The sequence below is a fragment of the Streptomyces sp. SID13031 genome (assembly GCF_010548305.1).
GTDB lineage: Bacteria > Actinomycetota > Actinomycetes > Propionibacteriales > Kribbellaceae > Kribbella.
Genome location: NZ_JAAGLV010000022.1, coordinates 28,592 through 52,170 on the forward strand (window position 1 = coordinate 28,592; position 23,579 = coordinate 52,170).

Sequence of the window (23,579 nt, forward strand, 5' to 3'; positions counted from 1 at the left end):
GGCTGTCCGATGAGCAAGACCTTCTCGGCACGACTGGCGCTGACCGCGGTGACAGGCCTCGCCCTGTTCGTACCGCTCGCGCCCGCACCCAGCCAGGCCACTGACCACTACACCCCCGGCCGGCAGCCGACCGCCGACCCGGACTACGTCGAGCTTCCCTTGCAGCAGAGCGGGAAGTACTCGATCGCCGAGGCCCAGCAGACCAAACCCTTCGGCCTGGTCGGCGTCACCTGGCCCTATCGCACGAGCTCCGCCCAGGTGCAGCTCAAGGTCCGCGTCCAGCGCGACGCCCAGTGGTCCGACTGGGAGGCGTTGCCGGTCGAGGACGACCACGGTCCGGCGACCGCGACCACCGAGGGCAACGAGCGCTCCGGCACCGAGCCGTATTGGGTCGGCAACGCCACGGGCATCCAGACCTCGCTGACGACGACAGACGGTACGACCGTCACGGACGCCAAGGTCGTGCTGATCAACCCCGGCGTACGAGCGACCGACGCCGAGCCGCCGACGACGCCGACGGCCCCGGACCCGATCGAAGCGGACGGCTTCAAGGCGCCGTACCCGATGCCGGCCATGGTGAGCCGACACGCCTGGGGTGCCGATGAGCGGCTCCGGGCGCACAACGGCAAGTCCTGCGTGAAGCCGAAGTACACGGGCACCGTGCAGGCGGCCTTCGTCCATCACACCGCCGATCGCAACGACTACACCCGCACGCAGGTGCCGGCGATGGTCCGCAGCATGTACGCGTACCACGTGAAGAGCCGTGGCTGGTGCGATCTGGGCTACAACTTCCTCGTCGACCGCTTCGGCCGTGCCTTCGAGGGCCGGTACGGCGGTGCGCAGTTCCCCGTGCTTGGGGCGCACACCGGGTCGTACAACGCCAGCTCGTTCGGCGTCTCGCTGATCGGCAACTTCGACACCGTCGTACCGCCGAAGGCGATGCTGGAGATGACGGCCCGGATCATCGCCTGGAAGCTGGACGCCAACTACCGGTCGCCGTTGACAACGGTCGTGCTGGGCGGCAGCAAGCTGCACACAGTCTCCGGCCATCGCGACACCAAGGCGACCGCGTGCCCGGGCAAGAACCTCTACTCCAAACTTCCTTGGCTGAAGCAACGAGTCAATGTCTTGATGGGCAAGAGCGTGTACACCGAGATCTACCGGCTGGCCAAGGGCCTCGGCGGATTCCGGGTGACCGGGCAACCATTCTGGGGTGAGCACCGGACGAAGGCCGGCCGGGCCACCTACTTCGGCCGGCGCGACATCTACTGGTCGCCGCCCAGCAGCGCGCACTCGGTCATGGGCCTGTTCCGGACCCGCTATCGCCAGCTCGGCCCCGACGGAATGATGGGTCTGCCGACGACCGAGTACCGGGTCGGCAAGGTCTCCGGCAGCATGGTGCAGAACTTCCAGAAGGGCGGCCTGTACTGGTCGAAGCGCACCGGGATGCGCCCGGTCGCCGGGCTGATCTACCGCAAGTACACGGCGCTCGGTGCCGAACACTCGCGCCTCGGTCTGCCGATCACGGACCTATACCAGGTGAAGGGCGGCCTGCGGCAGCAGTTCCAGCGCGGAAAGCTCACCTACCACAACCGCCAGCACAAGGTGTACATCTCATGAAGCGTTTGCTTGTTGCCGCGGTCATCGGTTCGACGTTGCTCAGCGCAACTGCTCAGGCAGTACCTCCGCCCGAACCCGAGGCAGTCCAGTCGATCACCGGACGCGGCTTCGGTCACGGCCGTGGCATGTCGCAGTACGGTGCTCAGGGCGCGGCGCTGGCCGGCCGGTCCGCCAAGTCGATCCTGGACTTCTACTACCCCGGTACGACCGTGGGCAAGGCGACCGGGACCATCCGGATCCGGATCTCCGCCGACACCACCGACGGCATTCGCGTTGCCGCGGTCAACAAGTTGCGGCTGCGCGACCTGAAGACCGGCAAGGTCACCACGTTGCCTACGGCATCGACCCGGAACCAGTGGTCGATCGACCCGGCCGGCGAACACGGCGCCAAGGTCAGCTCGTACAACACCAAGACGAAGAAGTGGACGCTCTGGAAGACGCTGACCGGGATGGGGCAGTTCGAAGGCCCGACGGTCATCTCGCTCATCCTGCCGAGTGGGGCCGTCGTCCGTTATCGCGGCGTCGTCAGGCCCGCCGATCTGTCCGGCGCCCACTTCGACACCGTCAACGTGCTCTCACTGGAGCTCTACCTGCGTGGCGTCGTCCCGCGGGAGGCGGTCACTACCTGGCGACCGGCCGCGCTCCAGGTGCAGTCCGTCGCCGCGCGCACCTACTCCGTCTTCCATCGGAGCCGGGCCACCAAGCGGGCCTACGATCTGTGTGACACCACCTCCTGCCAGGTCTATGGCGGCTACGACTCCGAGGCCAAGTCGGCCACCGCGGCGATCACTGCGACGGCCGGTCAGATCAGGCTGTACAAGGGCAAGCCGATCATGGCGGAGTTCTCGTCCTCGAACGGAGGAGCCACCGCCAACGGCCCGGTGGCCTACCAGTTGATGAAAGCCGACAGTTGGGACGCCTACCCAGGCAACAAGAACCCGAATGTCACCTGGACGGTGACCAGGACCAGCGCGCAACTCCAAGCGGCGTTCGGCGTCGGCACCCTGCGCAGTGTGCGGGTGCGGACCCGGACCGGTATCGGCCCGTCCGGCGGCCGGGTGGCCACGGTCGCGGCGGTCGGCTCGAAGGGGAGTGTCGTGCTCACTGGCGATCAGGTCCGGCTGCGGCTGCACCTGCGGTCCGCGTGGTTCGCCTTCGCCGGTGTCCAGCCGGTCGCGCTTGGTATGCCAACTGACGGCCAGCCGGGCTGATGACGCCGAAGCATTGACGCCGAATCCCTTGGCCAGCTACAACGTGACATCGATGTCAATCGCTGCCGCCCCAGGAGGAGCAGGTCGATGCGCAGAAAATTTGGTATACCAACTCAACGGATCGCCGGTGGCTTGCTCGCGGTCGGGATGCTGGCCGCGCTGCACACGCCGGCCGCGGATGCGAAGGCCGACGGCGTGACCGGCGGCACCCACTCGCCGGCGGCCCGCGCCCAGGCGTCGTACCAGGCCCTGAACAAGTACTTCGACACCGGACAGCAAGGGCTGCTGCTGGAGGAGTACCCGAACGAACAGCAGAACCCGTACTCCTACATCTGGCCGTACTCGCAGGCCGCCGTCGCCGCCGAGAACCTGGCCGGTATCCCCGGCTCCGGACGCAAGGCCGACCAGGAGGCCCAGCGCCGGCTGGACGCGTACCAGCCCTACTGGAACGCAACGACCACGCCCAAGGGGTACGACTCGTACCTGCGACCGCCGCTCGGCCAGGGTGGCGACAAGTTCTACGACGACAACGAGTGGATCGGGCTGAACCTGATCCAGCACTACCAGCGGACTGGTGACCGCTCGTCGCTCGCGCGGGCGAAGGAGATCTTCGCGCTCGTCATCCACGGCTGGGACACCGACCCGGCACACCCGTGCGCGGGCGGTACCTTCTGGACCCAGGCGCCGTGGAGCCAGGACCGCAACACCATCTCCAACGGCCCGGGTGCCGAGCTCGGCGCCCACCTGTACCTGCTCACGCGCGACAAGTCGTACCTGACCTGGGCGAAGAAGATGTACACCTGGGCGCAGGACTGCATGCTCGCCCCGAACGGCCTGTACTGGGACCACATCGATCTGGCCGGTAACGTCGAGAAGACCCAGTGGAGCTACAACCAGGGCGTCATGCTCGGCGCCGGAGCTTTGTTGTACAAGGCAACGCATGACAAGCAGTACCTGACGGACGCCAAGGCGCTCGCGAAGGTGTCACTGGCCTTCTACGGCGCCGAGGACCGGCTGTGGAAGCAGCCGACCAGGTTCAACGCGATCTACTTCAAGAACCTGCTGATCCTCGACTCCGTGTCCCACGACCGCGGCTACACCAAGGTCATCCAGGCCTACTCCGACCGGGCATGGAAAGAGACCCGCGATCCTGCCACGGGCCTCTTCCACTTCGCTGACGGGCCGGTCCAGTTGCTGGAGCAGTCCGGCATGGTCCAGATCGACGCCTTGCTGGCCTGGCCGCGCAGCAAGTACGACGAACTGGCGTAGTACCTAGCTGGCCGCGGTGGCGGTCTTGATCTTGACCTCGGTGGCGGGCTTACCGTCGGTAGGCCCGCCCTCGGGGATCACGCCGGCCTTGGCGACCTTGTCGATCGTCTCCAGGCTCGCCTTGTCGAGGGTGCCGAAGGCCGTGTACGACGGCGGCAGCTCGGCGTTGCCGTAGACGATGAAGAACTGGCTGCCGTTGGTGTTGGGGCCCGAGTTCGCCATCGCGAGGATGCCGCGGCCGTACTTGAGCTCGGGGTACACCTCGTCCTTGAAGCTGTAGCCGGGGCCGCCGCTACCGGTACCGGTCGGGTCGCCGCACTGCAGCACCTGCAGCCCGTCGCCGACGGTGAGCCGGTGGCAGATGGTGTTGTCGAAGTACTTCTGGCCGACCAGGCTGAGGAAGCTCTTCACCGTGCAGGGCGCCAGCGCGCTGTCCAGGGTCAGGTGCAGGTCGCCGACCGAAGTGGCCAGCGTGGCGGGCTTGGTGCCGCTGGCCTTGACCTTGCCGTTGGCCGGAGCGTCGACCTTCTTGCTGGCCGCCTCGGCGGCCTTGGTGTAGCTGCAGTCCACCTCCGCCGCGAGCGGCTTCGCCCGCTTCGGCGCTGCCGCGATCGCGGTCGGGATGGATACCGGCTTGTTCTCCGCGCCGGTCGGTGCCGACGGGGTGTCTCCGGTCGACGGGGTGCTGCCCGCCGCCGGGGTGTCGTTGCCGGAGTTCTGGGCGACCGCCACCACGACGCCGCCGATCACCACGACCACCGCGACGATCGCGCCGATCGTGACCCCCAGCATCCGCCGCTGCTTGGCCCGTTCAGCCTGCCGCTCGGCCTGACGCTGCGCCTTGCGCTGGGCCAGCTGATGTTCGTGGGTCTTCCTGGACATGCAGAGTTCTCCTCACACCTCGCGGCAATCCTGCAGGGAAGCTACCGGTAAATGCTGAGAAACGGCTGTGTTTCAGTCCTTGATTTCGCAAATAGCCGCACCGGCCGCCACCGTCGCACCGACCTCGGCCGACAGCCCGGTGATCGTACCGGCTTTGTGGGCGTTCAGCGGCTGCTCCATCTTCATCGCCTCCAGGACGACGATCAGGTCGCCCTCGGCGACCGTGGCGCCTTCCTCGACGGCGATCTTGACGATGGTGCCCTGCATCGGCGAGGTGAGCGCGTCGCCCGAGGCGGCCGCGCCCTTGCCGCTGCCACCCGCGCGTCGGGACGGCTTCTTCTTCGTACTACCGGCTGAAACCGCCGAAGCGCCCAGCCCGGCGGGCAGTACGACCTCGAGCCGCTTGCCGCCGACCTCGACCGTGACCCTCTCCCGCTCGGCGGGCTCGGCCACGTCGGCGGCCCCGTCGTACGGCGGGATCTTGTTGTCGAACTCGGTCTCGATCCAGCGGGTGTGCACCTTGAAGCCATCGTCACCGACGAACGCCGGGTCGCTCACCACGGCGGCGTGGAACGGTACGGCGCTCGGCATTCCCTCGACCACGAACTCCTTCAGCGCGCGGCGGGACCGCTCGAGCGCCTGGGTCCGGTCGCGGCCGGACACGATCAGCTTCGCCACCAGCGAGTCGAACGCCCCGGGCACTGTCTCGCCCTGGTCGTAGCCGCCGTCGAGCCGGATCCCCGGACCGGACGGCGCGTGCCACTTGGTCAGCGTGCCCGGCGCGGGCAGGAAGCCACGGCCCGGGTCCTCGGCGTTGATCCGGAACTCGATCGAGTGGCCGGAGATCTCGGGGTCGCCGTAGCCGAGCTCTTCGCCATCAGCGATCCGGAACATCTCCCGGACCAGGTCGATCCCGGTCACCTCTTCGCTGACCGGGTGCTCGACCTGCAGCCGCGTGTTCACCTCGAGGAAGGAGATCAGGCCGTCCTGGCCGATCAGGAACTCACACGTCCCGGCGCCGACGTACCCGGCCTCGCGCAGGATCGCCTTCGAGGACGTGTAGAGCGTCTCCAGCTGCTCGGCCGAGATGAACGGCGCGGGCGCCTCCTCGACGAGCTTCTGGTACCGGCGCTGCAGCGAGCAGTCCCGGGTGGAGATCACCACGACGTTGCCATGGGCATCGGCCAGGCACTGCGTCTCGACGTGCCGCGGCTTGTCCAGGTAGCGCTCGACGAAGCACTCGCCACGACCGAAGGCGCTGACCGCCTCGCGGGTCGCGGACTCGAACAGCTCCGGGATCTCCTCGATCGTGCGAGCGACCTTCATACCGCGACCGCCGCCGCCGTACGCCGCCTTGATCGCGATCGGCAGCCCGTACTCCGTTGCGAAGGCCACCACCTCGTCAGCGCCGGCGACGGGGTTCGGCGTACCGGGGACCTGGGGCGCGCCGACCTTCTCGGCGATGTGCCGGGCCTTCACCTTGTCGCCGAGCGAGTCGATCGCCGACGGCGGCGGGCCGATCCAGATCAGCCCGGCGTCGATCACGGCCTGCGCGAACTCCGCGTTCTCGGCCAGGAAGCCGTAGCCCGGGTGCACCGCATCCGCGCCGGAGCGGGCCGCGATGTCGAGGATCTTGGCGATGTTCAGATAGGAGTCGGCCGGTGTCGCGCCGTTCAGCGAGTACGCCTCGTCCGCGAGCCGGACGAACAGGGCGTCGCGGTCGGGTTCGGCGTACACGGCGACGCTGCCCAGCCCCGCGTCGGCGGCGGCACGGACGACCCGGACGGCGATCTCGCCCCGGTTCGCAACCAGTACCTTGGTGATGCGCTTGCTGTCAGACACAGCTGAACTCCCTTCGGCCAGCCTGAGTCTAGGGGCACAAGTACCTTCCGCGGCCAGGCCGACGATCAGGGCGTTGATCACACCTGCCGGGCAGGCTCCGGTCGCGTCCGGGGCTGAGAGCGCACAGCCGGATGACGCCTGATCGCGCTAAAGGGCGGTGATGATCCGGTGGGCGAGGGTCACGATGGGGCGTGCCGCCTCGCCGTAGTTGGACAGGACGACCGCGTTCCAGCCGAGGTCGGGATAGGTCTCGACTGACGTCGACGCACTCGGTGAGCCACCGCCGTGCCCGACTACCGACCGGCCGTTGACCAGTCCGACGAGTGGTCCGTAACCCTGGAACATCGTCGGTGGCGTCGTCGTGGGGGGCGGGGGAGGAGGCGGCGGCCCGAGAGGCGGCGGCAACGGCAGCTTGCCGCTCACGGTGAGCTGGGTGAAGGCCGGGTCGAGCAGTTTCGCCCCCGACAAGGCGTTCGCGAAACGGTCGAGGTCGGCGCAGGTGGCGAAGGCGTCCCCGGACGGCGTACCGACGTACAGCAGGTCTTTGGCGATGTCGACCCGTTCGCCGGAGGGCTGGAGCGTGTACGGGCGGGCGATGCGTGGGTCGGCGAGCCGTTGCGGCCTGGTGTAGAAACCTGTGCCGACCATGCCGGCCCGGCGGAAGACGTGCTCGCTGACGTAGTCGTAGTAGGACTGCCCGGATGCCTGGGCGACGATCGCGCCGAGCAGGTGATACCCGGAGTTGCTGTAGTTCCAGCTCACGCCTGGTACGGCGATGAGGGCGGACTGACGGATGAATTCGGTGATGCCGTCCATCACAGCGTCCCTGCTGGTCCAGGTGGCGGCCTTCTCCCAGAACCCGGGAGTCTGGTGGTAGTCGCCAAGCCCGGAGGTGTGGGTGAGCAGGTGATGGATGCTGACCTTGCCGGCGATTGCAGCGGGGAACCCGGCCAGGTACTCGCCGACGGTCGCACCGTAGGCCACCTTGCGCTGCTGGGCCAACTGGGCAATGGCGACCGCGGTGAACAGCTTGGTCACCGAGGCGAGCGCGAACCGGGTCCCCGGCCCGTTCGGCACCGAACGCTGTTTGTCTGCCTTGCCGTAGGACCGGGCCAGCACGGGACGGCCGCGATGGGTCAGCAACACGCTGCCCGAGAATGCGTCCGCCGCCGCCTGAGCAGCAACGAACCGGTCGAATGCGCCACCGGGCAACAGGTCGTCGGGCACCCGGTCGCCGGCAGCATCGGCGTACGACGGCAGTCCGGTGGCGAGCACTGCGGTCGTCCCACCGAGCAAGCTCAGCATTGATCGTCGAGTAGTTGTCATGGTCAACATTTCTACCGAGGTCCGCGGATCGGCAGCCGATCGCTCGACCATCGGAAATCCATCGGCCGGAGCGGGGATACTGGGCCGATGCGGGTACTGCTGGTCGAGGACGAGGAACCACTGGCCGGTTACATCGCGGTCGGCCTGCGCAAGCACGGCTTCGCCGTCGACATCGCGTACGACGGCCGGACCGCGCTGGACAAGTGCGAGGTCACGCCGTACGACGTGGTCGTCCTGGATCGGGATCTGCCCGTTCTCCACGGCGACGCTGTCTGCCGCCAACTGGCGCAGGACGGCGTCAGCCGGGTGCTGATGCTGACGGCGTCCGGCGCGGTGGAAGACCGCGTCGAGGGGCTGACGCTGGGCGCCGACGACTACCTCGGCAAGCCGTTCGCGTTCTCCGAACTGGTGGCGCGCGTGCAGGCGCTGGCCCGGCGCAGCGCACCGGCCCGTCCGCCGGTACTACGGCACGCCGGCGTGGTGCTCGACCCGGCGCGGCGCACGGTCGAGCGCGACGGACGGCTGCTGCAGCTCACGCCCAAGGAGTTCGGCGTCCTGGAGCAATTGCTGGCTGCCGCCGGCGATGTGGTCAGCGCCGAGACGCTGCTGGACAAGGTGTGGGACGAGCATGCCGACCCGTTCACCAACGCGGTCAGGATCACGGTCGGCACGCTGCGCCGCAAGCTCGGAGACCCGCCGCTGCTGGAGACCATCACCGGCGCCGGCTATCGGGTCTCCAGATGACCCGCGGGCAGGTGCGACCGACGAAGCACGTCGGGCTGACCGCTCGTGCCCGGCTCACGTTGCTGTCCACTGTTCTCGTTCTCGGGGCCGGGGTCGCGCTGACCGCGCTGACCTACGTGCTGATGCGCGGCAATCTCAGGGTGGTGCAGGTCTTCCACCCGGCAGGTGGCGTCGGCCCGCCTCCTCCGCCCCTCGAGGAGTTGTTCCCCGACATCAGCCGGCAGTTGCGCTCGGCGGCGTTGTCGGAGCTGCTGACGCAGGCCTCGGTCGCGCTCGTGGTGGTGACGGTGCTGGCGGCCGTACTGGGCTGGCTGGTGTCCGGGCGGCTGCTGCGGCCGATCCGCGAGATCTCGGCGACGGCGCAGCGTTCATCGGCCGAGAACCTGTCTGAACGCGTGCCGGTCGCCGCTCCCAAGGACGAGATCACCGGGCTGGCCGGCACCGTCAACACCATGCTGGATCGCATCCAGCGCGGGGTCGCCGAGCGGGACCGGGTGCTCGACAGCCAGCGGTTGTTCACCGCCAACGCGGCGCACGAGCTGCGGACTCCGCTGACCACCATGCGTACCGCCGTCGACGTCACTCTGGACGGCGAGCCCACGCGAGCGGAGCTGATTGCGATGGCGGAGGACATCCAGACGGCGATCAGCCGGAGCCAGCGCACCCTCGACGGGCTGCTGGCGCTCGCGCAAAGTCAGGCCGGCCCCGGCGACCAGCGCCTGCTCGACCTCGCCGCCATCGTGGCGGGCGTCCTGGACGAGACCGCCGTACGACGCCTCGCAGTCCATACGGCTCTCGAGCCTGCCCCGGTCCGGGCCGACCCGGTCCTGGTTGAACGGATGATCGCGAACCTGGTCGACAACGCCGTCCGTCACAACCGTCCCGATGGAGACCTCACGGTGGCCACCGTGACGCACGCAGGACAGTCGGTCCTCCGGATCGCCAACACCGGCCGTCCCATTCCGCCGGACGAGGCGGCCGGGCTGCTCGAACCCTTCGTCCGTGGCAACGGCACCCGGACGGGCGGCGACGGCGGCGCCGGCCTGGGCCTCTCGATCGTGCGTGCGATCGTCGCGGTCCACCACGGCGATCTGGCGATCTCCCCGCAGCGAGCCGGCGGACTGGAGATCACTGTCCGCCTTCCTAGTCCTTCCTAGTCCTTCTTGACCGTCGGTGGGCGCTCGAAGAAGGACTCCAGCACGACGACTGTCTGAGTGCTGGTCACGCCGTCCACTTGGTGGAGCGCGCGCAGGGTCTGCTGGAGCGCCTCGGTGCTGTTGGTGCGCACTTTGACCAGCACGGAAGCAGGCCCGGCGATGATGTGCGCCTCCTCCACGGCGGCGATGTCCTTCAGGGCTGCCAGCGTCGGCGCGTCGCCCATCCAGACGTCCGTGTCGAGCAGGACGTAGGCCAGTACGCCGCTGCCGAGCGCCGCCGGATCCACCTCGATCGTCGTCCGCCGGATGACGCCGGCCGCCCTCAACTTGCGAACCCGCTCGTGTGCCGCCCCCGCCGACAAGCCGACGGCCTGGCCGAGGGCGGCGTACGACTGGGTGGCGTCCTCCTGCAATCGGGCGAGCAGCTCCCGATCTGTCTGGTCTATTGTCATGGCCACCGAATCTCATCTGGTTGTTAGCTGATATTAAAGATATCATCCAGATTGTGACGATCACGCTGACTGACACTCCCGCTCGATCGCGAGCCGAGCTGGTGACGCTGGACGAGCGCTTCGCGCTGGTCGCGCGCGGGGACGAGTACGTAGAGCGCCTGTACGACGGTGGCCGCTGGCTGGAAGGCCCTGTCTATGTCCCCGCCTGGCGCAGCCTGGTCTTCAGCGACATCCCCAACGACCGGATGCTCCGTTGGGACGAGCTGTCCGGCGCGGTCTCGATCTTCCGCCAGCCCGCCGGCTACACCAACGGCAACACCCTCGATGCCCAGGGCCGGCTGATCAGCTGCGAGCAGGGCAATCGCCGGGTCACCCGGACCGAGGCTGACGGCTCGCTGACCGTTCTTGCCTCGCACTTCGACGGTCTGCGGCTGAACAGCCCGAACGATGTGGTGGTGCGGCGGGACGGCTCGATCTGGTTCACCGATCCGCCGTACGGGATCACCTCGAACTACGAGGGCCATGCCGCCGAGCAGGAGATCCCGACCTGCAACGTCTACCGGATCTCGCCCGAAGGGGCGCTGACCGTCGTCGCCGACGACTTCGCCCGGCCCAACGGGCTCGCCTTCTCCCTGGACGAGTCGCAGCTGTACGTCGTGGACACGCCCGCCAAGCACATCCGCCGGTTCGAGGTGAAGGACGACCGGCTGATCGGGGGAGAGGTCTTCGTGCCGTGCGAGGCGGGCACGTTCGCCAGACCGGGGCGGTGGGGTGGGGCCGTGTGTGACGGCATCCGGCTGGACGCTTTCGGCCGCGTCTGGGCCGCGACCCACGAAGGCGTGCACTGCTTCGACCCTGACGGGACTCTGATCGGCAGGCTACTTTTCCCCGAGGTGGTGTCGAATATCTGCTTCGGCGGCCTGAAGCGCAACCGGTTGTTCGTCACCGCAACGACCTCGGTCTACTCCTGGCTACTGACGACGGACGGAGCGCCACAGGCTTACGATCGCGGGTGACAACGCACGCCGTACCAGAGGAGCGCCCGGATGCCCTTGCTCGAGCCGTTGGCCGGTACCGTCCCTGCCGAATGGGTGCGGATGGACGATCGCTTCGCCGGGATCCGGGGCGACTCGCACCTGGAGCGGTTGTGGACCGGCGGGCGCTGGCTGGAGGGGCCGGTCTACTCGGCCGCCGGGCGGTACGTGCTGTGGAGCGACATCCCGAGCGACCGGATCCTGCGCTGGGACGAGACGTCGTACCAGGTGTCGGTGTTCCGCGAGCCGGCCGGGAACTCCAACGGGCACACGCTCGACGAGCAGGGCCGGCTGGTCAGCTGCGAGCACGGCAACCGGCGCGTGACGCGCACCGAGCACGACGGATCGGTCCGGGTACTTGCCGACGGCTACAACGGCGGCCGGCTGAACAGCCCGAACGACGTGGTGGTCGGCGCGGACGGCGCGGTGTGGTTCACCGATCCGGCGTACGGGATCGACAGCGACTACGAAGGACACCAGGGCGAGATCGAGGTTGGTGGGTGTCACGTCTATCGCCTGAGCCCCGATGGCGCGCTGACCGTCGTCGCCGATGACTTCAACCGACCGAACGGCCTGGCCTTCTCGAACGACGGCAGCCTGCTCTACATCACCGACACCGAGGAAGCGACCATCCGCGTCCTCACCGTCGACGGCGGCAAGCTGACCGGTGGCGACCTGTTCGCCGAGTGCGGCAACGGCGCCTTCGACGGCATCCGGCTGGACAGCGAAGGCCGGGTCTGGGGCGCGGCGGCCGACGGCGTGCACGTCTACCACCCGGACGGCACCCTGCTCGGCAAGCTCCTCGTCCCCGAAACCGTCTCCAACCTCTGCTTCGGCGGTCCCAAACGCAACCGCCTCTTCCTCACCGCCACCACCTCGCTCTACTCCCTCTTCACCACGGTCAACGGCGGCCGCCAACCGTACGACCAAAGTGCCTGACCTGGGGCCGGTACTGCGTGGCTTCCGTAAGGCGGCCGGCTTGTCGCAGGAACGCCTCGCGGCGAAGTCCGGCGTCAGCGTCGAGTCGATCAAGGCGCTGGAGGCGGGCCGCCGCCGCCATCCCCGGACGGCCACGCTGAAATTCCTGAGCGACGGCCTCGACCTGACCGACGACCAGCGGGCCGAGTTGGCCGCAGCTGGGTCGCGGCCTGCGTCGCGGGCCAAGGAGCTCCATCAGTTACCCGATGACCTGCTCGACTTCGCCGGGCGTGAGCAGCAGGTCGCCGAGATCGAGAAGGTGTTCCGGGCCCAGGAGCTGCGCCCGGGCGTCGTACTGACGTCCGCGGTCTCCGGGATGGGCGGCGTCGGCAAGACCGCGCTCGCCGTGCATGTTGCTCATCGGCTGGCCGACTGGTACCCGGACGGGCAGCTGTATCTGAACCTCCGTGGCTTCGGCCCGGGGCACCCGATGCCGGTCGAAGAAGCGTTGGACCAACTGATGGACAGCCTGGCAGTCTCGGCGCCGGAGGATCTGCACGACGTGGCCGAGGCTGCCTCCCGCTACCGGTCGGCCCTGGCCGGCCGACGGGTACTGGTCCTTCTCGACAACGCGGCCGATGCGGCACAGGTCGCGCCGTTGTTGCCGGGGGCATCGACCTGCGCGGTACTGATCACCAGCCGCCGAAACCTGAGCGCGCTTCCCGGGGTCACCCAGGTGGCCTTGGACGTACTACTGGACCAGGACGCCCTCGAGTTGCTGTCCCTCGTCGTCGGTGGTGGTCGGGTCGCCGCCGATCCGGCCGGCGCGCTCTCGATCGTCCAGCTCTGCGGCGGCCTCCCGCTGGCCCTGCGGATCGTCGGCGCCCGGCTCGCGGACGAGCCGGCGTGGACTGTCGCCGACCTGGTTCAGCGGTTGGACAGCAGTCGCCGCCGGCTGGACGAGCTCTCGACCGCTGATCTCGATGTCCGGGCGAGTATCGAACTCTCATTGGCCGCGGCGGCCGAGCGCGATGCCGAGGCAGTGGCCACCTTCAGGTTGCTCGGACTGCACCAGGGCAACGAACTCGACGTCCGGGTCGCGGCAGCCCTGCTCGACCTGCCGGTTGCCGAGGTGGAGGACCGGCTGGAACGGCTGGTCGACCTGCACCTGCTCGATTCCCTGCTGCCCGGCCGATACCGGATGCACGATCTGATCCGGAGCTTCGTCCAGGAGACCACCGCCGAACTGACCGACGAACCGGCCCGTGAGGCAGCCCGCCTGCGGGTTCTTCGGCTGTATCTCGGGACGGTCTGGCAATGCCGGTCGCCGGAACCCCCGGGCTGGCTGGCGAAAGACTGGCGCGAGGCCAGTTGGACCGCGGCCGCGGAGCCCATCCCGCGGCACGAGGCCTATGCCTGGTTCGACGAGGAGTTCGTCGAGATCGTCGGTGCGGTCCGGCGGGCCGCCGGCGGAACGACCGCCGAGCGGGCCGTGGTCGGCAAGCTCGTCTTCGGGTGGCTGGAGTACCTCTGCCTGCGGCGCCGGTACTCCGACGGAGTGATGCTCGCAACGCTCGCACTCACCGCGGAGCGGACCGTCGGTGACCCGTTCGCGGCCGGCCTGCTGCCGTTCGATCTCGCCCAGTTTTGCGATGCGGCCGGTCTGTACCCGCAGGCGATCGAGTACATGGAGGCCGCGCTCGCGGCCCCGAAGCTGATCGAGTGCCAGGCCCAGTACCGGTACGGGCAGATCTACCTGGGCGATTTCCTGATGAAGGTCGGTCGCTACGACGAGGCGATCGCCTCGGCCGGCCGCGGGGTCGCGGATGCGTTGCGGCAGGGCGACGAGATCGGGGAAGCGGAGGGGCGGCTGATCCTCGGGACCGCGGCTGGAAAACAAGGGCGAACGGACGCGCAGGACCAGGACTTCCGCCGGGGCGTCGACGTGATGCGCCGGCTGGGCAGCAAGATCGAACTCCACTGGGCCCTCTGGACGGTCGGGGTCTCGTACCGGGAGGTCGGCCGGTACGACGAGTCGCTGACGTACTTCGCGGAGTGCCGGGCGGCAGCGGTCGCGAACGGCGACGAGTTCGGGATCGCGGAGGCGCTCGAACAGCTCGGCCGGACCGAGCTGGAACTCGGGAACCTCGACCTGGCCGAAGAACACCTGCTCGCCGCGCTCGAGACGATGCAGGGCACCTGGCAGTCCGAGGCTCGGGTCCGGGAACATCTCGGTCGCGTTCTCCAGGCGAAAGGCCGACCGGACGACGCCAGAGAACAGTGGGACTCCGCGCTCGGACTACTGATCCGGCACGGAGCCCCACAGACCGACGAGGTCGCTCAGCTGCTGGCCGGGCTCAGAAGTTCTTCTTGAGCTGGTCGATGATGGTGAAGACCGCCAGGAAACCGAAGGCCAGGAAGGAGAAGGCCAGTACGGCGGTGCGCAGGCGGCTGATCCGGATCGCTCGGGGCAGTGCGCGGGAGTTCATCCACCAGAGCAGGCCGGAGTACACGAACATCATCGTGCCGGCGGTACAGGCCGAGATGACCAGCAGGACGAGCGGCTGGGTCAGGCCGGCCAGCAGGACGAGGATGCCGAAGGCAACCAATCCCCAGACCAGCCAGAAGTACAGCTTGGACTCGGTGATCGGTGAGGTGCGCAGGTACCGCGCCTTGATCATGTCCGAGGCCAGGCGCGAGGTGTAGTCGACGATGCCGGCCGCCGCGGCGAACAGCGAGAACGCGCCGATCGCCCAGAACAGGTAGCCGAACCAGCCGCCCACCAGGGATTGCAGGGTGACGCCCTCGATCTTCAGGAAGCCGATCTTGTTCTCCACCGCCGGGTTCCCGAACAAGGTGGCGTGGGCGAGCATCGAGGTGAACACGATCGTCAGCACGGTGATCAGCACGAACGTCAGCGCCTGCTCGAGGTTGGTGAACTTCCACCAGCGCCGCCAGCGGGCCAGGTTCGCGGCGTCGGGCGGGAAGGTGAAGCCGTTGGCGTTCGGGTCGGCCGCCTTCTCGCCGGTGACGGGCGACGTCAGCCGCGGGACGTGCACCCCCATCCCGAAACCCTTGTCGCGGATCCAGTTGCTCTGGCACAGGTTCTGCCCGCCACCGGCTCCGGCGTACGCGATCGCGCCCATCATCAAGGCGAAACCGAGCGTGCTGACCGGGAACTCCGGGTGCGTCACCGCGTCGCCGAGCGCGCTGTAGGTCTTGCCCCGGATGGCGAAGATCAGGGCCAGTACGACGAGCAGCGCGACGGCCGCGATCTTGACGAAGATCAGTCGTTCCAGCATCACGTAGACGACCGGTGCCAGCGTCAGGATCAGTCCGATCAGCACCAGGATGCCGATCGCGATCCAGCGCGGATCACCCGCGCCGAACAGATAGGTGAGCATCGATGCCGAGCTCGTCGCCCAGCCCGGCCAGAGGTTCGCGAAGTACGTCATCAGCGCGAAGAACAGGCCCCAGTGCTTGCCGTACCGGTTGAAGCCGGTCAACGCTGTCTCGCCAGTGGCCAGCGTGTACCGCTCGATCTCCATGTTCAGGAACCACTGGACCGCGACGCCGACGACGGCGCCCCAGAGGAACACCAGCCCGACCTGCGACGAGATGTACGGCCAGAGGATGAACTCACCGGACGCGAGCCCGACGCCGGCCCCGACCATCCCGGGCCCGACGATCCGCCAGGTCTGGGTCGGCGGCTCGGGCAGATCGCGGACCTGCGGCGCGGGCAGGTTCTTGGTCGGCAGGTTGAACTTGTCGTGGTCCGTGGACGTGGTGTCCGCCATCGGCTCCTCACCTTCCCTCGACCCCCAACCGGACCATAACCAACACCCGCGCCACAGGCGACCCGACACTCGCCAGCCTGTGCCGACCGACAGGACATAGTCCCCGCTGGTCAGTGCACCTGAGCGTTGCCGGCCTTCCCGAGTACGGCGTTTCGGGGTGCACTACCTGTCGTTCGGGACCTGGCTTAGCCGGGCTGCTCGGCCTTCGCGAGTTTGCTTGGCCACCAGACTTTGCGGCCGAGGTCGTGGGCGAGGGCGGGGACGAGGAGGGAGCGGACGACTGTGGTGTCCAGGAGGACGCCGAAGCCGACCATGAAGGCGATCTGGGCCAGGAAGAGGATCGGTACTACGCCTAGGGCGGAGAAGGTGGCTGCCAGGACGACGCCGGCGGAGGTGATCACGCCGCCGGTGACGGCCAGGCCGGTCAGGATTCCTGGCCGGGTGCCCTGCTCGATCGACTCCTCGCGGACTCTGGTCATCAGGAAGATCGAGTAGTCGATGCCTAGGGCAACCAGGAAGACGAAGGCATAGAGCGGGATCGAGGCGTCTGCGCCGGGGAAGTCGAAGACGTGGTTGAAGAACAGTGCGCTGATCCCGAGCGTCGCGCCGAACGACAACACATTGCAGACGACCAGCAGGACGGCCGCGACGACTGAGCGCAGCAGCAGCATCAGGACGATGAAGATGACCGCGAGGATGGTCGGGATGATGACCTTCAGGTCCCGGTTGCTCGCGGTCATCACGTCCAGGTTGATCGCCGTGTTGCCGCCGACCAGGATGTCCGGGCTGACGGCGTCGAGCTCGGTCCGCAGGTGTTTGACGACCTTGGTCGCGTCGGGGGAGTCGGCCGCGACCTTGAGCGTCGCCTGGACGAGGACCTTCCCGTCGACAACCTTCGGCGGGAAGCCCGGGGCCACCGAGGCCGTAGCCGTCGCGATGCCGTCCACCTTCATGGCCGTCTGAACGACCTTGTCGGCCTGGTCGACCGGGGTCAGGATCTGCACCGGCGTACCGGCGCCGGCGTCGAAGTGTTTGGCGAGTTCTTCCTGGCCGGTGACGGATTCGACCTTGTTGAGGAACAGGTCCTCCTGGGAGATACCGTCGGCCTTGAAGGTGGGCAGGAAGGCGCCAAAGGCGATCAAAGCCAGCGCGCTGATCGCCCAGACCTTGCGCGGGCTGCGGCCGACGAGACCGGAGACGCGGCCCCACAGCTTGCGGCTGCCGACCTGATCCTTGGCGTGCACGTGGTCGAGGCGGGGGATGGCCGGCCAGAAGATGCGGCGGCCGAAGGCGAGCAGGATCGCGGGCAGGAAGGTCATCGCGGAGATCAGCGCGCCGGCGATGCCGATGGCGCCGACCGGGCCGAGGCCCTTCGTGCTGCCGAGCTGGGAGAGCAGCAGGCAGAGCAGCCCGAGGATGACGGTCGCGGCACTGGCCGCGATCGGCTCGACCGCCGCCCGCCAGGCGACGCGCATCGCCTGGTACTTGCTCTCGTAGTCGTGCAGTTCCTCCTTGTACCGGGAGACGAGCAGCAGCGAGTAGTCCGTCGCGGCGCCGACGACCAGGATGAAGAGGATGCCCTGACTCTGCCCGTTGAGCTCGATCACGTCGTTCTTGGCCAGCGGGTAGACCACCAACGCGGCCAGCGCGAGACCGAAGACAGCCGTCAGCAGTACTGCGATCGGTAGTACCGGGCTGCGGTAGACGATCAGCAGGATGACGAAGACGACCACCAGCGCGACGCCGAGCAGGATCCCGTCGATCCCACCGAAGGCGGTGACGAAGTCGGCGAACACGCCACCCGGACCGGTCACGTAGACCTGCAGCCCGGTCGGGGTCAGCGACTGCCTGATCTCGCCCCGCATCTCGTCGGCGACCGCGAACAGGGCGGTCTCGCCGTTCTTGACCACGTCGTCCAGGCGATCACCGTTCAGCTCGAGGGTGATCAGCAGCGCCTTCTTGTCCGCCGACGGGATGACCGTCTTGGCCGGCGCGGCGAGGTACTGGCCGATCGTCTTGCCGTCGCCGAGCCCGATCGACGGCACCTTGGCCAGGAAGGCGTTCGCCTTGGCCACGTCCTCGGGGGTGATCCCGCTGTCTCGCTCGATCAGGACGAAGTACGGCAGGGCCTTGGAGTCGACGAACTTGGCGGACTCGTTGTTGACCAGGGTGGACTCGGCCTGCTTCGGGAGGAAGTTGGCGTTGTCGTTCTCCTGGACCTCGCTCAGCTTGCCCACCGTCGGCCCGCCGAGCGACCCCAGCACCAGCCAGGCGATCAGTACCGCGGCCACGCCGGCCCGCCAGGTCCAGCGCCGGCTCGATCGCCGTCCGGTCTTCTCCTGCTCCACCAGATCCCCCTCCGTCGGTCCGCGCCTTCCGGAACAGTACCGACTTCTCTCACCAGCGACCGGGAGGTGTGCGGGAGCCGTTTCGACGGCGTAACAACGAGATGACCGCTCGGAAACACCCCGGTCATAGCGTCCTGAGCTAATCAGTGAGGCAGACGATCGGAGACGAACGATGACGCTCGAGACACGGCCGGAGGTCGTCACTCCCCGCGATCAGGCCAGCGCGGTGGGTACGGTCGAGGCGCCCCGGCGCGGGCGCTGGATCGACGTCTGGGACCCGGAGGACGGCGCGTTCTGGGCGGCGAAGGGCCGCCGGGTGGCGCGGCGCAACCTGTGGCCCTCGATCTTCGCGGAGTTCCTCGGCTTCTCGGTCTGGCAGTTGTGGAGCATCGTCGTCGTCTCGCTGCCGGCGGCCGGCTTCGGCTATACGACCGACCAGATGTTCTGGCTGGTCGCGCTGCCGAGCCTGGTCGGCGCCACGCTGCGGTTGCCCTACACCTTCGCGGTACCGAAGTTCGGCGGGCGGAACTGGACGATCGTGTCCGCGCTCCTGCTGCTGATCCCCGCCTCGGGCCTTGCCTACTTCGTCAGCCGGCCGGACACGCCGTTCTGGCTGATGGCGCTGGTCGCGGCCACCGCGGGCGCCGGCGGCGGCAACTTCGCCAGCAGCATGACCAACATCTCCTTCTTCTTCCCCGAGCGGGACAAGGGCTTCGCGCTCGGCCTGAACGCGGCCGGCGGCAACCTCGGCGTCGCCGTGGTCCAGTTCTTCGTACCGATCGTGATCGTCATCGGCGCCGGGCTGACGCTCAACCGCGCCGGGCTGATGTGGATCCCGCTGATCCTGCTGGCCGCCGTACTGGCCTGGCGGCTGATGGACAACCTGACCGCGGCCACCTCGTCCTTCAAGGCCTCGATCGCGGCGGCGAAGCGGCCGCACACCTGGGTCATCTCGTTCCTCTACATCGGCACCTTCGGCTCGTTCATCGGCTTCGGGGCGGCCTTCCCGCTGCTGATCAAGACGACCTTCCCCGAGATCACGGTCGCCCACATCGCCTTCCTCGGCGCGCTCGTCGGCTCGGTCTCGCGGCCGTTCGGCGGCAAGCTGTCCGACGTCGTCGGCGGCGCCTGGGTGACGGTCTGCGCGTTCGTGGTGATGGGGGCCGGCATCTTGTCGGCGATCGCCGCCCTCCATGCGGGCAGCTTCACCTGGTTCCTGCTCAGCTTCCTGGTCCTGTTCGTGGCCAGCGGGGCCGGCAACGGTTCGACGTACCGGATGATCCCGGCGGTGTTCCGGCAGACGACGCGGGATCTCGACGGCAAGCCGGAGCCGATCCGGGCCCGGCGCGAGGCGGCTGCCTGCATCGGGATCGCGTCGGCGGTCGGCGCGTACGGCGGATTCCTGGTCCCGCGCGGCTTCGCGATGTCGACCGGGCAATACGGGTCGCTCGTCCCGGCGCTCTACACCTTCTGCGGCTTCTACGTCGTCTGTCTCCTGGTCACCTACTTCTGCTACCTGCGTCGGGGTGGCCCGCTCAGCCAGGAGCGCGTGTGACCGCAGTCGCCACTCACTGCCCGTACTGCGCTCTGCAGTGCGCCATGACCCTGCACCCGGTCGAGAGGCCGGGTGCCGTCGAGGTGCGTCCGCGAGACTTCCCCACGAACCGTGGTGGGCTGTGCCGCAAGGGCTGGACGGCGGCCGAGGTGCTGACCGTGCCGGATCGGCTGACGACGCCGCTGGTACGGGACGCCTCGGGTGAACTGGTCCCGGTCAGCTGGGATTTCGCCTTGGATTTTGTTGCTTCACGCATCCGTTCTTTGCAAGGTGCTCATGGCAACGACTCGGTGGCGGTGTTCGGTGGTGGCGGGCTGACGAACGAGAAGGCGTATGCCCTGGGCAAGTTCGCTCGGGTCGTGTTGCGCACCCCGAACGTCGACTACAACGGACGGTTCTGTATGTCGTCGGCCGCCGCGGCGACGAACCGTGCCTTCGGCATCGATCGCGGATTGCCGTTTCCGTTGGCGGATCTGGGCGGTGCTGGAGCGATCTTGCTTGTCGGCAGCAACATTGCTGAGACGATGCCGCCTGCCGTCGCTCATCTGGCTGCTGCTCGCGAGGCCGGCGGGTTGATGGTGGTGGATCCGCGGCGTAGCGCCACTGCTTCGCTGGCAGGGATCCACTTGCAGGCGACGCCGGGGACCGACCTGGCATTGGTGCTCGCGGTCACGCATGTCGTACTGCAGGAGAATTTGGCCGACACCTCGTACCTGGCCTCGCGGACCGACGATCCGGATGGGCTGTTCCGGTCGACGGCGGGGTGGTGGCCCGAGCGCGCGGAGCGCGTTACCGGCGTACCGGCCGGGACTATTCGGCAGGCGGCACGGGTGTTGGCTGCTGCCGCGCCGGTTCACGGTGGGCCGGGTGCGTTCATCTTGACCGGGCGTGGGGCTGAGCAGCAGAGCAAGGGCACGGATACGGTCACGGCTTGTATCAACCTGGCGTTGGCGCTCGGGCTGCCTGGACGGGTTGGCAGTGGGTATGGCTGCATCACGGGTCAGGGCAACGGGCAGGGCGGTCGCGAGCACGGGCAGAAGGCCGATCAGCTGCCGGGGTACCGGAGTATTTCTGATCCTGCGGCCCGGGCCTATGTCGCTGGGGTTTGGGGAGTTTCACCCGACGAGTTGCCTGGGCCTGGGCGTAGTGCGGTCGAGTTGATCAATTCCCTCGGTACTACCGACGGCCCGCGCGCGTTGCTGGTGCACGGGAGCAATCTGCTCGTGTCGGCGCCGCGGCTGGCGTCTGTGCGGGAGCGGCTCTCGTCGCTCGACCTGCTGGTCGTGGCAGACGTCGTACCGTCCGAGACCGCGATGCTCGCCGATGTCGTCTTCCCGGTCACGCAGTGGGCCGAGGAGGAAGGCACGATGACCTCGCTCGAAGGTCGCGTACTGCGTCGCCGCGCGGCTGTCGCGCCGCCGGGGTTGGTGCGGAGCGACTTGGCTGTCTTCGGTGGGCTGGCGTCGCGGTTGCGTCCTGAGGTTGCCTTCGCCACGGATCCGGCGGCGGTCTATGAGGAGTTGCGGGTCGCGAGTGCGGGTGGGATCGCCGACTACGCGGGGATCAGCTGGGGGCGGTTGGACGCCGGCGAGGCGTTGTTCTGGCCTTGCCCTTCGGACGATCACGCTGGAACGCCGCGGCTGTTCGCGGATCGCTTCGGTACGCCGGATGGGCGCGCGCGGGTGATCGCCGTCGATCATCGCCCGGTCGCGGATGATCTGCGGGCTGAGGCGCCGCTCTATCTCGTCACCGGGCGGTTGCTGCAGCACTACCAGAGCGGGGCACAGACGCGACGCGTTGCGGAGCTGACGGAGGCCGAGCCGGAGGTGTTCGCGGAGATCCATCCGCGGGTGGCGGCGCAGCGCGGGATCGCGGACGGGCGACCGGTACGACTGCGGACCGCGCGCGGCTCGATGGTCCTGGTCGCCCGGGTGACTGATGACGTCCGGCCGGACACGATCTTCGTACCGTTCCACTTCGGCGGCGCGGGCGCGGTGAACGAGCTGACGAACGACGCCCTCGACCCAATCTCCCGAATGCCCGAATTCAAGGTCTGCGCAGTAGAACTGACCGCCGAGGCCCTCCCGCTCGCAGGATCAGCATGACCACCCGAGTAGTAATCATCGGCGCCGGCCTAGCAGGCACCCGCCTAGCCGCCGAACTACCCGACCACGAGGTAGTCCTACTCGGCAACGAGCCGCCCTACAACCGAACCCGCCTAACCGAATACATCGCCGGCCGCGCCACCGCCCCCGCCGACCCGTCCTCCGCGGAGCCGAGGGCGGTGATCGAGGTAGATCGTGTTGGGCGAGTTGTCGTCGACGATCTCGGGCGTCAGTTCGCGTATGACCACCTCGTCTTCGCGACCGGCGCCGACCCGATGGTTCCTGCCGGCGTCGACGGCTATCGAACCCTGCGTATGGCAACTGATGCTCTTGCGATTGTTGAGGCTGCTCAGCGGGTGCGGCGTGCGGTGGTACTCGGCGGAGGCGTGCTCGGGGTGGAGACGGCATGTGCGCTGCGGGAGCGTGGAGTTGCCGTCACGCTTGTTCATGACGGGGAGAGCCTGCTGGACAAGACGGTTCGGGCTACCGCGGGGCGGTCGATCACTCGGTCGGTTCGGGAGCTGGGGATCGAGGTTCTCCTCAATGCCGAGATCTCCGGTACCACGCTGCGGGATGGCGCCTTCAAGTCTCTGGAGCTGGCCGGTGGCCGGGCGGTGTTCGGCGAGTTGCTGGTGGTTGCCTGCGGGGTGAGTCCGCGGGTTGACCTGGCGCTCGCGTGCGGACTGGCTGTGGGGGCGACCGGCGGGATCGTGGTGGATCGGACCTTCGCCAGCCCGACGGACGGTCGGGTGCATGCGATCGGGGACTGCGCGGAGATCGACGGGCGTCGCACCGGGACGGTCGGGTCCGCGTGGGATCAGGCTGCTGCTCTGGCGAGCTACCTGCGCGACGGTACGCAGTACGAGCCGGTGCCGGAAGTGGTACGCCTGACCGCGGGCGGGCTCGACGTACTAGCGCTTGGTGAGCGGGACGCCGAGGGCGAGGTCGTGCGGCTGGACGACGGGCAGCGGTATGTCCGAGCGGTGCTGCGCGATGGCGTAGTACGGGCCGCGGTGGCCGTCAACGCTCCTGAAGTTGCGGCCGAGCTGGTGTTGTTCAGCGACCGGCAGACCCCGGTGGACGCCGGATCGTTGCTGGCGGCACCAGAGCGACCGAAGCCGAGGAATCTCACCGTCTGCCGCTGCAACGGCGTGACGAGGGCCGCGATCGAGACGGCGTGGCAGGGCGGTGCCGACAGTGTGGCCGGCATCGCGGCGAAGACCAGGGCGACGACCGGCTGTGGCAGCTGTACCGGTGCCGTCGGCAACCTGCTCGACCGGCTCCAGCGCGGCGAGAGTGAACCCGTCCCGACCAGAAGG

Annotated in this window: 16 protein-coding genes and 1 pseudogene; 11 read left to right on the forward strand and 6 right to left on the reverse strand. The window is 68.3% G+C overall.

All coding sequences use genetic code 11. The annotated features are described in order from the left end of the window. Positions 1 to 9 precede the first annotated feature (9 nt). The 3 genes from G3I17_RS33450 (at position 10) to G3I17_RS33460 (ending at position 4,100) form a co-directional block, all read left to right on the forward strand. Entirely contained in the window at positions 10 to 1,620 is a 1,611-nt protein-coding gene (locus tag G3I17_RS33450) for an N-acetylmuramoyl-L-alanine amidase (RefSeq protein WP_164602191.1), read from the forward strand. Next, positions 1,617 to 2,831 (forward strand): SpoIID/LytB domain-containing protein, encoded by a 1,215-nt coding sequence (locus tag G3I17_RS33455; RefSeq protein ID WP_203591119.1) that lies wholly within the window; start codon positions 1,617 to 1,619, stop codon positions 2,829 to 2,831. Before G3I17_RS33450 ends, G3I17_RS33455 begins: the two co-directional genes overlap by 4 nt. A gap of 87 nt (positions 2,832 to 2,918) precedes the next feature. Then, entirely contained in the window at positions 2,919 to 4,100 is a 1,182-nt protein-coding gene (locus tag G3I17_RS33460) for a glycoside hydrolase family 76 protein (RefSeq protein ID WP_164602193.1), read from the forward strand. Positions 4,101 to 4,103: 3 nt separating this feature from the next. Here G3I17_RS33460 and G3I17_RS33465 read toward each other — a convergent pair whose 3' ends face one another. The 3 genes from G3I17_RS33465 to G3I17_RS33475 all read right to left on the reverse strand — a co-directional run bounded on the left by G3I17_RS33465 (position 4,104) and on the right by G3I17_RS33475 (position 8,129). Then, positions 4,104 to 4,982: a peptidylprolyl isomerase gene (locus tag G3I17_RS33465; RefSeq protein ID WP_164602195.1), complete on the reverse strand. Its 879-nt coding sequence runs from the start codon at positions 4,980 to 4,982 to the stop codon at positions 4,104 to 4,106. 72 nt (positions 4,983 to 5,054) lie between these two features. After that, positions 5,055 to 6,806, reverse strand: coding sequence for a biotin carboxylase N-terminal domain-containing protein (locus G3I17_RS33470; RefSeq protein WP_343238513.1), 1,752 nt, complete (start codon positions 6,804 to 6,806; stop codon positions 5,055 to 5,057). A 165-nt stretch (positions 6,807 to 6,971) separates the two neighbouring features. Next, on the reverse strand, positions 6,972 to 8,129 hold the full coding sequence (locus G3I17_RS33475; RefSeq protein ID WP_203591120.1) for a serine hydrolase domain-containing protein: 1,158 nt from the start codon (positions 8,127 to 8,129) through the stop codon (positions 6,972 to 6,974). Positions 8,130 to 8,237: 108 nt separating this feature from the next. On the opposite strand from G3I17_RS33475, the gene G3I17_RS33480 reads away from it, so the two are divergent. Then, a complete protein-coding gene (locus tag G3I17_RS33480) occupies positions 8,238 to 8,894 on the forward strand; it encodes a response regulator transcription factor (protein WP_164602202.1) in 657 nt (218 codons plus the stop codon). Continuing rightward, positions 8,891 to 10,051, forward strand: coding sequence for an ATP-binding protein (locus G3I17_RS33485; protein ID WP_203591121.1), 1,161 nt, complete (start codon positions 8,891 to 8,893; stop codon positions 10,049 to 10,051). The genes G3I17_RS33480 and G3I17_RS33485 overlap by 4 nt, the downstream gene beginning before the upstream one ends. Here the strand turns inward: G3I17_RS33485 and G3I17_RS33490 are convergent. Beyond that, the gene (locus G3I17_RS33490; RefSeq protein WP_343238514.1) at positions 10,048 to 10,497 is read right to left on the reverse strand and encodes an Lrp/AsnC family transcriptional regulator; all 450 of its coding nucleotides are present in this window, start codon (positions 10,495 to 10,497) and stop codon (positions 10,048 to 10,050) included. The genes G3I17_RS33485 and G3I17_RS33490 overlap by 4 nt on opposite strands. Before the next feature lie 59 nt (positions 10,498 to 10,556). Between G3I17_RS33490 and G3I17_RS33495 the strand changes: the two genes are divergently transcribed. The 3 genes from G3I17_RS33495 to G3I17_RS33505 are packed head-to-tail and all read left to right on the forward strand — an operon-like array spanning position 10,557 to position 14,829. After that, the gene (locus G3I17_RS33495) at positions 10,557 to 11,519 is read left to right on the forward strand and encodes an SMP-30/gluconolactonase/LRE family protein (RefSeq protein ID WP_164602206.1); all 963 of its coding nucleotides are present in this window, start codon (positions 10,557 to 10,559) and stop codon (positions 11,517 to 11,519) included. Between the two features lie 30 nt (positions 11,520 to 11,549). Further along, positions 11,550 to 12,476: an SMP-30/gluconolactonase/LRE family protein gene (locus G3I17_RS33500; RefSeq protein WP_164602208.1), complete on the forward strand. Its 927-nt coding sequence runs from the start codon at positions 11,550 to 11,552 to the stop codon at positions 12,474 to 12,476. Next, positions 12,469 to 14,829, forward strand: a complete 2,361-nt coding sequence (locus G3I17_RS33505; protein ID WP_164602210.1) for an XRE family transcriptional regulator — start codon at positions 12,469 to 12,471, stop codon at positions 14,827 to 14,829. The genes G3I17_RS33500 and G3I17_RS33505 overlap by 8 nt, the downstream gene beginning before the upstream one ends. On the opposite strand, the gene G3I17_RS33510 is transcribed toward G3I17_RS33505, so the two are convergent. Then, positions 14,813 to 16,252 carry an Nramp family divalent metal transporter gene (locus G3I17_RS33510; protein ID WP_164602212.1) on the reverse strand — a complete coding sequence of 480 codons (1,440 nt, stop codon included), beginning with the start codon at positions 16,250 to 16,252 and terminating at the stop codon, positions 14,813 to 14,815. The two genes, G3I17_RS33505 and G3I17_RS33510, sit on opposite strands and share 17 nt — an antisense overlap. Positions 16,253 to 16,437: 185 nt before the next feature. After that, complete coding sequence (locus tag G3I17_RS33515) at positions 16,438 to 18,600, reverse strand: efflux RND transporter permease subunit (protein ID WP_343238504.1); 2,163 nt, start codon at positions 18,598 to 18,600, stop codon at positions 16,438 to 16,440. A gap of 172 nt (positions 18,601 to 18,772) precedes the next feature. On the opposite strand from G3I17_RS33515, the gene G3I17_RS33520 reads away from it, so the two are divergent. The 3 genes and pseudogenes from G3I17_RS33520 to G3I17_RS41270 form a co-directional block, all read left to right on the forward strand. Next, positions 18,773 to 20,155, forward strand: a complete 1,383-nt coding sequence (locus tag G3I17_RS33520; RefSeq protein ID WP_164602214.1) for an MFS transporter — start codon at positions 18,773 to 18,775, stop codon at positions 20,153 to 20,155. Beyond that, positions 20,152 to 22,260 (forward strand): molybdopterin oxidoreductase family protein, encoded by a 2,109-nt coding sequence (locus G3I17_RS33525; RefSeq protein ID WP_164602216.1) that lies wholly within the window; start codon positions 20,152 to 20,154, stop codon positions 22,258 to 22,260. Before G3I17_RS33520 ends, G3I17_RS33525 begins: the two co-directional genes overlap by 4 nt. Continuing rightward, a pseudogene (locus G3I17_RS41270) lies at positions 22,257 to 23,525 on the forward strand (FAD-dependent oxidoreductase); the annotation flags it as partial. The gene G3I17_RS33525 and the pseudogene G3I17_RS41270, both read left to right, overlap by 4 nt. Positions 23,526 to 23,579: the final 54 nt, after the last annotated feature.

Bases quoted from the DNA above. Each gene is read 5' to 3' on its own strand.
- G3I17_RS33450 (WP_164602191.1), top strand. From the start codon at position 10: ATGAGCAAGACCTTCTCGGCACGACTGGCGCTGACCGCGGTGACAGGC.
- G3I17_RS33485 (WP_203591121.1), top strand. From the start codon at position 8,891: ATGACCCGCGGGCAGGTGCGACCGACGAAGCACGTCGGGCTGACCGCT.
- G3I17_RS33500 (WP_164602208.1), top strand. From the start codon at position 11,550: ATGCCCTTGCTCGAGCCGTTGGCCGGTACCGTCCCTGCCGAATGGGTG.
- G3I17_RS33475 (WP_203591120.1), bottom strand. From the start codon at position 8,129: ATGCTGAGCTTGCTCGGTGGGACGACCGCAGTGCTCGCCACCGGACTG.
- G3I17_RS33460 (WP_164602193.1), top strand. From the start codon at position 2,919: ATGCGCAGAAAATTTGGTATACCAACTCAACGGATCGCCGGTGGCTTG.
- G3I17_RS33510 (WP_164602212.1), bottom strand. From the start codon at position 16,252: ATGGCGGACACCACGTCCACGGACCACGACAAGTTCAACCTGCCGACC.
- G3I17_RS33480 (WP_164602202.1), top strand. From the start codon at position 8,238: ATGCGGGTACTGCTGGTCGAGGACGAGGAACCACTGGCCGGTTACATC.
- G3I17_RS33465 (WP_164602195.1), bottom strand. From the start codon at position 4,982: ATGTCCAGGAAGACCCACGAACATCAGCTGGCCCAGCGCAAGGCGCAG.
- G3I17_RS33520 (WP_164602214.1), top strand. From the start codon at position 18,773: ATGACGCTCGAGACACGGCCGGAGGTCGTCACTCCCCGCGATCAGGCC.
- G3I17_RS33455 (WP_203591119.1), top strand. From the start codon at position 1,617: ATGAAGCGTTTGCTTGTTGCCGCGGTCATCGGTTCGACGTTGCTCAGC.